12 protein-coding genes are annotated in these 13,373 nt (G+C 67.6%); 6 read left to right on the top strand and 6 right to left on the bottom strand.

The genetic code is table 11. The features are described from left to right. The first annotated feature begins 20 nt into the window (after positions 1-20). Positions 21-1,667: a chaperonin GroEL gene (gene groL, locus FAB82_RS13210; RefSeq protein ID WP_136535008.1), complete on the top strand. Its 1,647-nt coding sequence runs from the start codon at positions 21-23 to the stop codon at positions 1,665-1,667. 357 nt (positions 1,668-2,024) lie between these two features. Here the strand turns inward: groL and FAB82_RS13205 are convergent, their stop codons facing one another. Further along, a complete protein-coding gene (locus FAB82_RS13205) occupies positions 2,025-3,752 on the bottom strand; it encodes an ABC-ATPase domain-containing protein (protein WP_136535007.1) in 1,728 nt (575 codons plus the stop codon). Between the two features lie 223 nt (positions 3,753-3,975). Between FAB82_RS13205 and FAB82_RS27530 the strand changes: the two genes are divergently transcribed. Beyond that, positions 3,976-4,599 (top strand): helix-turn-helix transcriptional regulator, encoded by a 624-nt coding sequence (locus FAB82_RS27530; protein WP_136535006.1) that lies wholly within the window; start codon positions 3,976-3,978, stop codon positions 4,597-4,599. 278 nt (positions 4,600-4,877) lie between these two features. Here FAB82_RS27530 and FAB82_RS13195 read toward each other — a convergent pair whose 3' ends face one another. Then, complete coding sequence (locus FAB82_RS13195; protein WP_168801584.1) at positions 4,878-6,071, bottom strand: amidase; 1,194 nt, start codon at positions 6,069-6,071, stop codon at positions 4,878-4,880. A gap of 41 nt (positions 6,072-6,112) precedes the next feature. After that, a complete protein-coding gene (locus tag FAB82_RS13190) occupies positions 6,113-6,487 on the bottom strand; it encodes a DUF5319 family protein (RefSeq protein WP_168801583.1) in 375 nt (124 codons plus the stop codon). 158 nt (positions 6,488-6,645) lie between these two features. Between FAB82_RS13190 and FAB82_RS13185 the strand changes: the two genes are divergently transcribed. The 3 genes from FAB82_RS13185 to FAB82_RS13175 all read left to right on the top strand — a co-directional run bounded on the left by FAB82_RS13185 (position 6,646) and on the right by FAB82_RS13175 (position 9,634). Continuing rightward, positions 6,646-6,834, top strand: coding sequence for a hypothetical protein (locus FAB82_RS13185; RefSeq protein WP_136535003.1), 189 nt, complete (start codon positions 6,646-6,648; stop codon positions 6,832-6,834). A gap of 82 nt (positions 6,835-6,916) precedes the next feature. After that, positions 6,917-8,485 carry an IMP dehydrogenase gene (gene guaB, locus FAB82_RS13180; protein ID WP_136535002.1) on the top strand — a complete coding sequence of 523 codons (1,569 nt, stop codon included), beginning with the start codon at positions 6,917-6,919 and terminating at the stop codon, positions 8,483-8,485. Between the two features lie 27 nt (positions 8,486-8,512). Continuing rightward, a complete protein-coding gene (locus tag FAB82_RS13175; RefSeq protein WP_136535001.1) occupies positions 8,513-9,634 on the top strand; it encodes a GuaB3 family IMP dehydrogenase-related protein in 1,122 nt (373 codons plus the stop codon). Between the two features lie 68 nt (positions 9,635-9,702). Here FAB82_RS13175 and FAB82_RS13170 read toward each other — a convergent pair whose 3' ends face one another. Together FAB82_RS13170 and FAB82_RS13165 are read right to left on the bottom strand one after the other, a co-directional pair. Further along, a complete protein-coding gene (locus FAB82_RS13170) occupies positions 9,703-10,059 on the bottom strand; it encodes a hypothetical protein (protein WP_136535000.1) in 357 nt (118 codons plus the stop codon). 519 nt (positions 10,060-10,578) lie between these two features. Then, positions 10,579-11,247 (bottom strand): TetR/AcrR family transcriptional regulator, encoded by a 669-nt coding sequence (locus FAB82_RS13165; RefSeq protein WP_136534999.1) that lies wholly within the window; start codon positions 11,245-11,247, stop codon positions 10,579-10,581. A gap of 80 nt (positions 11,248-11,327) precedes the next feature. Between FAB82_RS13165 and FAB82_RS13160 the strand changes: the two genes are divergently transcribed. Further along, positions 11,328-12,233: an alpha/beta fold hydrolase gene (locus FAB82_RS13160; RefSeq protein WP_136534998.1), complete on the top strand. Its 906-nt coding sequence runs from the start codon at positions 11,328-11,330 to the stop codon at positions 12,231-12,233. Between the two features lie 144 nt (positions 12,234-12,377). On the opposite strand, the gene FAB82_RS28385 is transcribed toward FAB82_RS13160, so the two are convergent. Continuing rightward, positions 12,378-12,707, bottom strand: coding sequence for a transposase (locus tag FAB82_RS28385; RefSeq protein ID WP_281276911.1), 330 nt, complete (start codon positions 12,705-12,707; stop codon positions 12,378-12,380). Between the last annotated feature and the right edge of the window lie 666 nt (positions 12,708-13,373).

Here is a 13,373-nt window from a genome sequence, read left to right as displayed (position 1 = left end):
CGACCCTAGAAGGGAAAGCCATGTCGAAGATTCTGAACTTCGCCGAGGAGGCGCGGGCCAACCTGCTCCACGGCGTCGACCAACTCGCTGACACCGTCAAGGTCACGCTCGGCCCGAAGGGCCGCAACGTGGTCCTGGACCGCTCCTACGGCGCGCCGATCATCACCAATGACGGCGTCACCATCGCCAAGGAGATCGAGCTCGACGACCCCTACGCGAACCTGGGTGCGCAGCTGGTCAAAGAGGTCGCCACCAAGACCAACGACGTGGCCGGCGATGGAACCACCACCGCCACGGTCCTGGCCCAGAAGATGAGCCGGGCCGGGGTCAAGGCGGTCACCGCCGGGGCCAACCCGGTCGCGATCCGCAAGGGCATCGAGGCCGCGACGCAGGCCGTCTCCGACGAGCTGCTGAACCAGGCCATCGAGGTGTCCGGGCACGAGCTGATCGCGCAGGTCGCCTCGGTCTCGGCGCAGGACCCGGAGATCGGCGAGCTCATCGCGAAGGCGATGGACACCGTCGGCACCGACGGCGTCATCTCGATCGAGGACGGCTCCAGCCTGGAGACCGTGCTCGAGGTGACCGAGGGCATGCAGTTCGACAAGGGATTCATCTCGCCGAACTTCATCACCGACCAGGACCTGCGCCAGACGGTCTTCGAAGACCCCTACATCCTCATCGCCAACAGCAAGATCTCCTCGATCGAGGACCTGCTGCCGGTGCTGGAGAAGGTCATCGAGACCTCCAAGCCGCTCCTGATCATCGCCGAGGACGTCGAGGGCCAGGCCCTGGCGACCATGTCGGTGAACGCGCTGCGCGGCACCCTGAAGGTCTGCGCCGTCAAGGCCCCGGCCTTCGGTGACCGCCGCAAGGCGATCATGGGCGACATCGCGGCCCTGACGGGCGCCGAGGTCATCTCCTCGGAGATCGGCCTCGACCTCAAGCAGGCCGACATCTCGCACCTGGGTTCGGCCCGCCGCGTCACCGTCTCCAAGGACGCCACCACGATCGTGGATGGTGCCGGAGCCGGGGACGAGGTCGCCGCTCGGATCTCGCAGATCAAGAAGCAGGCCGAGCAGACCGATTCGTCGTGGGACCGCGAGAAGCTCGAAGAGCGCCTCGCGAAGCTCTCCGGCGGCGTCGCGGTCATCCAGGTCGGCGCGGCCACCGAGGTCGAGCTGAAGGAGCGCAAGCACCGCATCGAGGACGCGGTCAACGCGACCAAGGCCGCGGTGGAAGAGGGCGTCGTCGTCGGTGGCGGCGCGGCTCTGGTGCACGCGATCCCCGTCCTGGAGAAGGTCGAACTGGACGACCCGGAGGCCCGCGTGGGCCTGCGGATCGTCGCGGAGTCCCTCACCGAGCCGCTGCGTCGCATCGCGATCAACGCGGGCGGACGCGGTGAGGTCATCGTGGACACCGTCCAGGGCAAGGGCTGGCGCGAGGGCTGGAACGCGGCGACGGACGTCTACGAGGACCTGGTCTCCGTGGGCATCGTCGACCCGGTCAAGGTCACCCGCAATGCGCTGCTGAACGCCGGTTCGATCGTCGGCATGCTGCTGACGACCGAGGTGACGATCGTGGAAAAGCCCGAGGAGGACGAGGATGAGGCCGGTCACGGCCACAGCCACGGCCACGGGCACTCCCACCAGCACGGTCCGGGCTTCTAACCCGAACCGCCGCTAGGCAATACGGTAGGTCTGACTAGCCGTACGACGGGCCGCCCGCCTCCATCACTTGTGGAGGCGGGCGGCCCTTTCGTTTTGCCCGCGTTCTGGCGCTGACACGGAAGTGTCAATATTCCGACAGTTTGTCGCGATGCTGTCGGGAACCCGATAGTCTTCAAGAGCCTTCGCGGCCTTTGGGGATCGGAGCCGCGAAGGCACTTTTTCTTTCCTGTGGACGTTCGACTCGAATTCGACACGGATTCGACTCCGTCCCGGCTCAGCCTCTGATAAGTCCCTGCTGTACCTCCCTGATCAGTCCCTGCCGTGCCTCTCTGATCAGTCCCTGCTGTGCCTCTTCGATCAGTCCCTGATCTGCAACTCCCGCAAGCGATTCAATGCCGCCGCCACTTCATAGCGGCGCGGCAGCGCCAGGTCGATGTCGCGGATGTTCGAAAGCTTCGCCACCCCGCCCTCGCCCAGTTCGGACTCCAGCCGATCGAGTGCCTCTCTGACGGTGGCCTTCCCGTCGATCCAGCCAAGGCGAACGGCCGCTTCAATGGCCAGCCCGATCCCGGTGGTCATGGAGACGTCGGTGATCTGCTCGACCGAGCGGACGTCCACGTCGGATTCGCCGAAACGCAGCCCGTCGGTCCCGTCCGCCTTGATCTTCTGCTTGCCCCGGGAGAGCGCCGACACCGAGCCGGGGTCGATGACCCGTTCGCGCGGCAGGCGGAACGCGTCCGCCTCGGCCACCCGTCCGGTCGGCTTGGCCGCCAGGGACTTCGCGCGCTCGGTAACGTCCTCGGGGTGGTAGGCGTCCATCATGACGACCCGGTCCGCTACGTCCATGTAATCGCCCGAGCCGCCCATGACCAGCACGATGCTCACCGCGTGGTCGTCGGCCATCGAGCGCACCAGGTCCACCAGCGGGGTCAGCGGCTCGCGGTCCTTCGCCACTAGCTCCTGCATCCGCGCGTCGCGGATCATCAGGTTGGTGGCGGCGGTGTCCTCGTCAATGAGCAGGACCCGCGAACCGGCCTCGAGCGATTCCACGATCGCGGCCGCCTGCGAGGTCGAACCGGACGCGTTCTCGGTGGTGAAGCGTGCCGTGTCGTCCCCCGACGGCAGGTGATCGACGAAGGCGTGCACGTCCACCGCGGTGACCGCCCTGCCGTCCTCGGCGCGGATCTTCATCGCCGAGGAATCGCACACGACCAGGTCCCGGCCGTCGCCGGGGATGTGGTCCCAGACCCCGGACTCCAAGGCCCGCAACAGGGTCGACTTCCCGTGGAAGCCGCCGCCGACGATCAGCGTGACGCCCGGGCCGACCCCCATGCCCCGCACCGGTCCCGCGTGCGGCAGATCCATGGTCACGGCCATCGACTCGGGGCTGGCGAACGGCACCCCGCCGGCCAACGGCCGATCGTCCACGCCGGACTTTCGAGCGAGCATCGAGTCGTCGGCGACGAAACCGATCAGCCCCGCCTCGGCCACCTTCTCCCGCAGCGCCGCCACATCGTCGGCGTGCCGGACCCACTTCCACGCCTCCGCTTCGGCGACGGCGAGCGCCTCATCGGCCGCGCCGGGCAGTTCCTCGCACAGCAGCCGCGCCGCCTCCCGACCGGCGATCCGGCGCCCCCGGCCCGGCAGCTGGGCGCCGAGCCTGAATACCACTGAACCGTTCACACCGACCTCGCAAGAGGAGCGGGCGAGCATTTCCTGCCCTCCGGCGTCGATCCGCAGATCCCTGGTGCGCAAGGCCTTCCGCAGCCGCTTCGCCAGCAGCACGGCGAGGGCCCGGCGCCGCTCGCCAGTGGCGTGCCATTCCTCGATCAGGTCGGCCGCGTCGGTGTCAAAGGTGAGATGGACACGGCTCGGCGGAGCGAATGGGTCCGATTGGACCTTCACAATGTCGAGAACTGCTCCTTTTGTCCACCATTTGCCACGGGTGGATTTATATCTGCCGTAACTCGTACCTTCCAGGGCCGTTAGTTCGTTAGATAGGTCATGGCGAGGAGGATATGAACGTTGATCATCATCTTCGGCGGGGTCGGCCCAGCGCCGCGGCCCGCCCTTTCGCTGTGTCATGCGCCAAGTCTCCCACCGGGGGACCGAGGCTCGTAGGAAGCGGGCCCGAACTGAAAGCGCCCACACCCCTCCTGCGAAGCCGCGAGCTTGGGACGCGGTGCTGTCAGGGAAACCTCGAAAAGTCACTCGAAAAATTCGCGCGAACTCGCGTCATAGCGGTAGACCGGCTGCGTGCTGGTACTAGAAGACCCACGTGGCCTACCGCAGCGAAAGGTAGAACAAAGTGAGAACCGTACTGGTTTGTGTTAAGACTCCTCAAGCGGGGCAGAAGATCTCGGCTTGTGCGACCCGGATGGGTTTGGCGCAGGCGGTCAAGTCGGTGGAGGGCTCGGCTGAGCTCTTCCTCGAACTCGGACGGCGCCAAGTGGACGTGGTGCTGGTCGACGTCGGACTCGCGTCCCCGGACCCGGTCAAGTTCACCAAGACCGTCCGAGCCCGGTCCCCCCGCACCGGAGTCCTCCTGTCCGGCGCCACCGACCCCCGTATGGCGGCGATGGTCGTCGCCGCGGGGGCCCGAGGCGTCATCCGTTCCCCGTCCAACAATTCCGACGACCTGCTCGTGGCACTCGCGCAGGCCATCATGTTCGCGTCGCCGACCCTGGTGCGCGCCACGGCCGAAACCGTGCCGCGCCAGCGCTCGTCGCTCCAGGGCATGAAGCTCACCGAGCGAGAGCTCCAGGTCCTGCGCGGCATGAGCGAGGGCAAGTCGAATGCCGAGATCGGACGCGACCTGTTCGTCTCGGAAGACACCGTCAAGACCCACGCGAGGCGCATGTTCCGAAAGCTCGGAGCCCGCGACCGCGCACACGCCGTGGCCGAGGCGTTCCGCTCCGGCCTGGTCTGCTGAACCGTCGCGGCAAGCGGGCACCGGCTGGGGAGCTTCCTGCCCGCAATGCCGCCACGGCGGGCCGACCATGGCAGGGGCCCGCCGACCATCGAATGGGGCGAACCCGGCTACGGCTCGATGAGTTCGCCCAGACAGGCAGCGAACGGGGACTAGCGGCTCCGTTCCAGGCAGGAAGAACAGCGAATGGTGCCGGCGGACCCGGCCACGGCAGGACGAGTCCGCCAGCGCGCGGTGCAGCGCTACGAAGTGAGTGCGGCGAAGTGCACTGCGAACGGGGGCTAGCGGACCGGGATGAACCTCGCCGAGTCCGCCAGCGCGAGCAGTGACTCGTCGGCGCCCGGAGCGGCGACGAGCTGAAGGCCGATCGGCAGGCCCGCGATCACGCCCACCGGCAGGGCGACGGCAGGAGCGCGGGTCAGGCCCGAGACACAGGTGAGGCGCATGATGGCCTCGCGATCCGGCTCGGCATCCAGCTTCGGGGCGGGCCCCGGCGCCGCTGGGATCGCGAGTGCCGTGCCGCCGCTGATGCGTTCGTTCATGAGCTCGGTGAGCCGGCGGCGGTGGTCGGTCGCGGCCGCGACCATGTCGTCGGTGATCTTGGGGCCGCTGGCGAAGCGTCGTCCGACGCCGGGGCCGAACTTGGGTTCCGCCGCTTCGATCCAGGCACGGTGGGTCTCGATCGCTTCGCGCGCTTGCAGGACCGCATAGTCCTGGCGGGCATGTTCCAGCTCGTCCGGGTGGTCGAAGAGCGGCGTACGGTCGATGTCGAGTCCGGAGCCCTCGATGGCGGGCATGAGCGCCTCGCGGGTTTCGGGGAGTTGCCGGGCCCAGATGTCCTCGGGGACGAGGAGTCCGGTGATCGGTGCCGGTTCGCGGTGCGGTGCGTGCGCCGCGAACTGGCCGGTGCCCTCGGGCGTTCCGAGGAGGACGGTCCCGGCGAGGCGCAAGGTCGCCGCGTCCCTGGTGAGGATGCCGGCGGTGTCGAAGGACGGCGCGAGATCGACGGTGCCGGTGAGCGGGACGCGTCCGTGCGTGGGTCGCAGCCCGTAGAGGCCGCAGTATGAGGCGGGGATGCGGATGGAGCCGCCGGTGTCGGTGCCGAGCCCGATGTCGGCTCGGCCCAGGGCGACCGCGGAGGCCGAGCCCGAGGAGGAGCCGCCGCTCATCCTGCCGGGCGCGGCCGGATTGTCGGGGGCGCCGTAGTGGGCGTTGGTGCCGTTGATGCTCCACGCCAGTTCGTCGGTGATGGTCTTGCCGACGAGGCCGGCTCCGGCGGTGCGGAGCCGCGCGACCGCGGCGGCGTCGCGGTCGGGGATCTCGTGGGTCTCCAGCCAGCGCGGATTGCCCGCGCCGGTTGGCATCCCGGCGACGTCGAAGAGGTCCTTGACGGCGAGCCGCAGACCGGAGAGCGGGCCCTCGAGCGACTGCGGTGCGGCTTGGACCGGGATCCAGGGGACGAATGGGTCAGTCAAAGGTCGGTTCCTTCGGCGGTGCGCGGTGCCTGACGGCCGGCTCAGCTACCGAGCTCGTCGTCGTGGCGGCTCAGGTAGCAGTCGGAGTACCCGCGGGCGTAGTCCCAGGTCACGTAGTGGGCCGGGTCTGGATCGTAGGCGGGCTCGTGGACCTGGGCGCTGTTGTCATTGAGCAGGGTCCGCAGGTTCGACATCAGCAGGCCCCACGTGAAGTAGTGCGACTCGTCGCAGTCGGCGCAGTCGACCACCACGCCCCGGAACCCTTGCGGCCGGAGCACCTGCTCGAACATCTCTAGCTCGTGGAGGTCTTCGAGCAGGTCGGCGCGGTCGGACTCGTCGAGGTCTGGCTCGAAGCGGAGCACCGCGTCCGTGTGGTCGGGGTCGTCGGCGAACGGGTCGCGAGGCTCCTCATACACGCCTCCAAGCGTAGCCCCTACCTGCCGGATTGCGGCTCCCCTCTTCGGCCGATCCCTGTATCCCGGTTTCGCGCCGCCCTCGCCGCCTGGACTTGAGGCGGGCTCGCGTACCCAATAGCATGAGCGCGTAGCTAATCGAACGGAATGAGGAGACCCCCATGGACGACTTCATCGACGACGCCCAAGACGTGATCGGCGACCTGGGCGAGGACATCGCCGACGCCATCCCCGACGAGGTCACCGAGGTCTGGGACGACGTCTCGGAGGAGGTTTCGGACGGAGCGTCCGAAGCTTGGGACACCGTGTCCGAGACCGTGTCCGAAGAAGTGGGCAACTTCCTCGAGTAGTGGCGCGATCCCGCCGCGAATCACACCCTCCGGTGACGTGTGCGGCGCGGGGAGGCCCGTGACCCGCCTCTACCATTGGGACATGGCGTTCTCAGGGGATTTCGGAATTCAAGGGGTTGAGGGAGCGTCCGGGGAGCGCGTCGGCGGGACCACGGTACCGCACGGCGCGACCGGCGCTATCCCTCTCGGCCTCACCTTCGACGATGTGCTGCTGCTGCCGGGCGAGTCGGACATCGTCCCGGCCGAGGCCGACACCTCGTCCTACATCACCCGCAATATCAGGCTGTCGATGCCGTTGCTCACCGCGGCGATGGACACCGTCACCGAGGCCCGCATGGCGATCGCCATGGCGCGGCTCGGCGGCCTCGGCATCCTCCACCGCAACATGTCCGCCGAAGAGCAGGCCCAGCAGGTCGACCTCGTCAAGCGCTCCGAGTCCGGCATGGTCGCCGACCCGGTCACGTGTTCGCCCGAGGACACCCTCGAGCAGGTCGACAAGCTGTGCGGCCGCTACCGCATCTCCGGTCTGCCCGTGACCGACGAGGCCGGGAAGCTCGTCGGCATCGTCACCAACCGCGACATGCGCTTCGAATCCGACTACTCGGTGAAGGTCGCCTCCGTGATGACCTCCCGCAACCTGGTGACCGCCCCCGAGGGCGTCTCCAGCGAGGACGCCCTCGAACTGCTCAAGCGCCACAAGATCGAGAAGCTCCCGATCGTGGACGAGTCCGGGCACCTGCGCGGCCTCATCACCGTCAAGGACTTCGCCAAGCGCGAGGAGTTCCCGAACTCGACCAAGGACGACTCCGGGCGCCTGCGCGTCGGCGGCGCCATCGGCGTCGGCGAGGACCAGTACGCGCGGGCCGGCCAGCTCGTCGAGGCCGGCGTGGACCTGCTGTCCGTCGACTCCGCCCACGGCCACTCCAAGGGCGTGCTCGAGATGATCGCCACCGTCTCGAAGGACTTCGGCGATCGCGTCGACATCGTCGGCGGCAATATCGTGACCGCCGGTGCGGCGAACGCCATGATCGACGCGGGCGCCGATGGCGTCAAGGTCGGCGTCGGCCCGGGCGCCATCTGCACTACCCGCGTCGTCGCGGGCGTCGGCGCACCGCAGATCTCGGCCATCATGGACACCGCGAAGGTCGCCCGCGAACGCGGTGTCCCGGTCATCGCCGACGGCGGCATCCAGTACTCCGGCGACATCGCCAAGGCCATCGTCGCCGGCGCCTCCACCGTCATGATGGGACAGCTGTTCGCCGGCTGCGCCGAGAGCCCCGGCGAGCTGATCTACATGAACGGCAAGCAGTTCAAGTCCTACCGCGGCATGGGCTCGCTCGGCGCGATGCAGAGCCGCGGCGAGGCCAAGTCCTACTCCAAGGACCGCTACTTCCAGGGCGAGGTCGAGTCCAACGAAAAGCTCGTCCCCGAGGGCATCGAAGGCCAGGTGCCTTACCGAGGGACCCTCGCACAGGTGGTCTACCAGCTGGTCGGCGGTCTGCGCAGCGCGATGGGCTACACGGGGGCCGGTACCATCAATGCGATGCATGAACGCGGGCGTCTGGTGCGAATCACCGCTGCGGGGCTCAAAGAGAGCCACCCGCACGACATTCAGATGACCGTCGAAGCACCCAACTACCACACTCGGTAGTCGGGATCTCGGTAGGAGGAGAGACCTGTGCGGGAATTGGTCGAGATCGGCCCCGGCAAGATCGTGGCACGAGGCTGGCGGCTGTCCGAAGTGGCACTTGTGCCGAGCCGCCGTACTCGAGACATCGACGACGTCTCCACGGAATGGCAGATGGACGCCTACCGGTTCGAGATCCCGGCGGTGGGGCACCCGTCCGACGCGACGATGAGCCCGGCGTCGGTCATCGAGATGGGGCGCCTCGGCGGCCTCGGCGTGCTCAACGCCGAGGGCCTGTGGTGCCGTTATGTGGACCCGACGTCGCTGCTCAAGGAGCTGGCGGACACGCCGGCTGAGTCGGCCGTCGAACGGCTCCAGGAGATCTACTCCGAGCCGGTCAAGCCCGAGCTCATCTCCGAACGGATCGCGGAGATCCGCGCCGGGGGCGTGACGACGGCGATCCGAATGAGTCCGCAGCACACCGCCGAACTCGCGCCGCTCGCGGTCGAGGCCGGGGTGGACCTGCTGGTCATACAGGGCACGATCGTCTCGGCCGAGCACGTGTCCTCCAATGGCGACGTGCTCAACCTGAAGCAGTTCATCGCCGACCTGGACGTGCCGGTCGTGGTCGGCGGGGCCACCAACTACAAGACCGCGATGCACCTGATGCGCACCGGCGCGGCGGGCGTCATCGTCGGTGTCGGCTCCGACGACTGGTCGACCACCGACACGGTCCTGGGCATCGACGTCCCGATGGCCTCGGCCATCGTCGAGGCCGCGGCGGCCCGCCGCGACTATCTCGACGAGACCGGTGGTCGTTATGTCCACCTCATCGCAGACGGGGAGATCACCAACTCCGGCGCCATCGCCAAGGCCATCGCCTGCGGTGCCGACGCGGTCATGCTCGGCTCGATCCTCGCCGACGCAGCCGAGTCCCCGGCCGCCGGTGCGTGGTGGCACTCCGCGGCGTCTCACCCGAAGCTCCCGCGCGGGCGTTTCCGCCCGGGAGACTCCGGCGACGTCGAGGTTCCCGACCTGGAGGCGGTCCTCTACGGCCCGAGCAATTCCTCCGACGGCAGCCAGAACCTCTTCGGAGGCCTCCGCCGAGCCATGGCCAAGACCGGCTACACCTCGGTGAAGGAATTCCAGAAGGCCGGACTGGTCACCGCCTAGATAGACGTCTAGATAAACGCCGAAACGAGGCCCGGCTCCGCGAAAGCGGAACCGGGCCTCGGCGCATTTCAATCGCTTTCGCGTCCAACGTCGGCGGACTCCGGCGAGCCTTCCGATTCCGGTGCGAGCAAGGCGATCGGCAGCCCGGCGGCGGGGAAGAAGGTCTCCACGAACTCCTGCCAGTCGGTCGGGTTCGCCCGCGAGGCCCACACCGGCACCCGGTGCCGCTTGCCGTCCCGGCGTCGGATCTCGTGGATCTCGCGACTGGCGATCGAGTACTCCAGGTGCGAATAACCGGGGCGAGGGTAGTAGCGCCAGCCCCCACGCCAAGGATTGCTGGCCTCGATGTGGCCGCTGTACCCGATGCTGTATTTGAAGTAGGTCAGTCTCGGGATCACGAAGGCCATGACGATCGTGGCAGCCAAAACGAGTGCGACTGTGATGGGCCGCTCGTTCAAATTCGAGGCGCCTCCGAACGCGGACATTATGAGAAACCAAACGGCGAACATGGTGGTCAAGTACCAAAGATTCCATTTCCAGCCACTGCGCACCTTCCGCCAGGAGGCGGTATAGCTGCTGGTACGCGACGTCATGAGCGGTCACCGCCTTGATTCCGCAAGGATCGGGCCCGCACGTTGAAACGGACTTTCAGTACGAGGTGCGCTTCATCCTCGTCGGGCTCGGCTTGACCCGGAGCGGCGGAGGGCGAGGGCAAGGGGTCTTCGGAATTCATGGGGGCTCATTCGTTAAGAGGGTCCGGTGGCAAGTTCGGCTTCACTGTTTGATCGCGGAGGTCTGCAGTTGGGTTCCCTTATATCTGTCAAGTCGTGGTGGTGGAGCCGTGTTGGTCAATCGAGCCGGGTTTCGTCAAGGACCTGGTTCGACGGTCTTAAGAGATCACAGCGTCAAGGATTTCCGGGGACATCACGATCAGCGTGACCCGTTCACCGGAGCAGGCCTGTCAGGATCGCGGTCAGGGCGGCGACGCGGCGGTCGTCGGGGAGGTGGTCCGATGCGGCGAGATCGTTCAGGAGTGCGGTGATGCGGGGTCGCCGACCGGTGGCGGCGACGTGGCGGAGGTAGGCGACGGCGTGCTCGGGCCGGCCTGCGGTCGCGTGTTCGTTGATCGCGAAGGTCGCCACGATCGCGTTGAGCAGTGCGAAGATCTCGAGCTTCGCTTGTCCGTCCCCCGGGTGATCGGCCAGGACGGCGAGGACGTGGTCGAGGACGGCGACCGCGCTCGGTCCGAGCGTCGGGCGAGTCAGCATCAGCTCTGGCAGCCACGGGTGCCGCGCCATACTCGCGTGGATCTGCTTGGCGACGGCCACCAGGTCGCGGACCTGCTCGCCGGTCGGCGGTTCGAGGCGGAGTTCGGTGGCGGTCGCGTCGACCATCAGATCGAGCAGGTCATCGCGGCCGTTCACGTAGCGGTACAGCGACGCGGCGCCGGTGCCGAGTTCGAGCGCGACATTGCGCATGGACACCGCCGTCAGACCGCCTCGGTCGGCGATGGTGATGGCTGCGGCGGTGATCTCGGCGCGACTGCGTTCGGCCCGGCGCCCGGTCGCGGCGCGCTCGGGCCGCAGCCAGATCGGTTCGGTGTCGTCGGTCATCTCGCCTTCCCAATGGTTTGCGAACACTGTACTCGAAGGCTACGCTTCGAGAACAGTGTTCGCGAACTAAAGGAGCAATCATGGCCACGCCACCCAGCGGCTATGCACGCAACGGCGACGTCCGCATCGCCTACGAAGACCTCGGCGGCACCGGCGGTGAACCCCTGCTGCTGGTCATGGGCTCGGCCGTGACCAGGTTCTGGTGGCCGGAGGGCTTCGTCGAGGAGCTCATCGCACGGGGCTTCCACGTCGCCGCATACGACAACCGCGACGCCGGCCAGTCCACGCACTTCCCGGCGGTTGCGGCCCGCCCGGTGACGGCGCTGTTCCGCCGTGAAGCACCCGCCTACACCGGCGAGGACGTGACCGACGACGCCGTTGCCGTCATGGACGCGATGGGCTGGGACTCGGCCCACCTCTTCGGCCACTCCAACGGCGGCCTGAACGCGCAGCGCATCGCCCTGCGCCACCCTGACCGAGTGCGCAGCCTCGCCACCTCCGCTGCGGTCTCCAGTGACGCGGGCCGACTGAAGCTACTACGGTACATACGCTTCGGCTTCGTCGCGCGCATGGCGCGCCTGCGCTTTCCCGAAACCCGCGAAGGCGACATCGCCATGTCGCTGGCCGTCTCCCGGGCCCTGGCCTCGCCGGGGTTTCCCTTCGACGAGGCCGAGGCCCGGTCCCGCATCGAAAAAGACGACGTGTGCTCGGTCCGGGACCCGGCGACCATGGGCCGCCAGCTCGGCGCGCACTGGAACAGCGGACATCTGGCGCAACTGCGGATTCCGGCCGTGGTCTTGCACGGCGACTCCGACCAGCTGCTGCGCATGTCCGCGGCCCGCGACCTCGCGGGGGCCGTTCCGGGCGCCAGGCTCGTCATCGTCCCGGGCGTCGGACATGATCTGCCCCGGGCTGTGTGGCCGCAATACGCCGACGAGATCAGGGCCACGGCCGACACCGCCCGTCCGCATCCGAAGCGAACATAGAACCCTTCGTCAGCCGCAGAGGCACATCCGGTGGATGCCAAGTGACGAGGAGACGCCCTGTCGGCGTGCCATGGGGTTCCGCTCGAAGTCGCTCCCGTGACGATCGCTGCCATGGCTGCTCATCCTTGAGCGATTTCTCGGTGATCACGCGGCGAGGGCGACGGATTCTCGTTGGTGTGCATCGGCTCTGAGCATCCGCCAGATGACCTTGATGAGCTGGCGTTTGAGGCAGCGGAGTGCTTCACGGTGGGGCTTGCCTTCGTCGATCTTCTTCAGGTAGTAGACCCGTCCGGGTCCTGACTTGAGGCGGGCCTGGACCATCGCCACGGTGTGGACAGCCCGTTTGAGGTAGTGGTTGCCGAGCCGGTCGAGTCGGTGCTGGTTGTTTGCGCCCGAGGCGATCTGCTTGGATGCGACGCCGTCGAACGCGGCCAGGCGGCGAACCGAATACGAGCCAGCACCATCGTGCGGCAGGACTGCTACGAGCCAGTCTGACCGGCCTCCTCCCGAGAAGCTGCGGGGAGCTACCCCGCCCGCATTCTCGCTGACCCCAACACTGATCGGACTGGTATTTGAGGACGAGGTCGACCAAGGCCTCCCAGTCCTGCCAATCCATCAGCCATACGGCACCTGAGACACGCTTCCGGCGTCCATCGCTGCGGACCTCGTAGAGGCAGGCGCTGTAGATCAGGACGTGCTTGGTGCTCAAAAAGACGATCAGCCAGACGAGCACGCCTGAGCACTCAAGCCGCTTGAAGCCTTCGCGTGGATAGCTGCGCCAGGTGCCCGCAATCGCTCCCGGGCCCTGATGGTTCGATCGCCGCGGTCGTAGATGAACTGGACCTTTTGAATCAGTGCCACGGCAGCGGCACCGCCGACTCGGGTTCAGGGGGCATATTCGGGCCTTTGTAGTCGGAGCCTTCGAGGGGTGGGCTCAGTGTGCTGAATCTATCGAGGCGGGCGGTTCGGTGGTGGGCGCGCGATCGCGGCGGCTTGGACGATCCGCCGATTGAGGGTTTGGTGGGCGGGCGTTGTCGGCGCTGGGCCTCGTGCTTCTCGGGCTTCGAGCATCAGCGATGAAGAGGTGGCGGGTTCGTTGGGCGGGCGTTGCTGGCGTCCCTGTCCCGGTGTTGGGCGGGG

The organism is Glycomyces buryatensis (assembly GCF_004912275.1).
GTDB classification, from domain to species: domain Bacteria; phylum Actinomycetota; class Actinomycetes; order Mycobacteriales; family Micromonosporaceae; genus Glycomyces; species Glycomyces buryatensis.
The sequence above is the reverse complement of the archived record's forward strand: the minus strand, read 5'-3'. Positions and strand labels throughout refer to the sequence as shown.

What these genes read in the sequence shown, in the direction of transcription:
- groL (WP_136535008.1), top strand. Translation starts at nt 21, where the DNA reads ATGTCGAAGATTCTGAACTTCGCCGAGGAGGCGCGGGCCAACCTGCTC.
- FAB82_RS13205 (WP_136535007.1), bottom strand. Translation starts at nt 3,752, where the DNA reads ATGACACAGCGAAAGGGCGGGCCGCGGCGCTGGGCCGACCCCGCCGAA.
- FAB82_RS13185 (WP_136535003.1), top strand. Translation starts at nt 6,646, where the DNA reads ATGGACGACTTCATCGACGACGCCCAAGACGTGATCGGCGACCTGGGC.
- guaB (WP_136535002.1), top strand. Translation starts at nt 6,917, where the DNA reads ATGGCGTTCTCAGGGGATTTCGGAATTCAAGGGGTTGAGGGAGCGTCC.
- FAB82_RS13165 (WP_136534999.1), bottom strand. Translation starts at nt 11,247, where the DNA reads ATGACCGACGACACCGAACCGATCTGGCTGCGGCCCGAGCGCGCCGCG.
- FAB82_RS13160 (WP_136534998.1), top strand. Translation starts at nt 11,328, where the DNA reads ATGGCCACGCCACCCAGCGGCTATGCACGCAACGGCGACGTCCGCATC.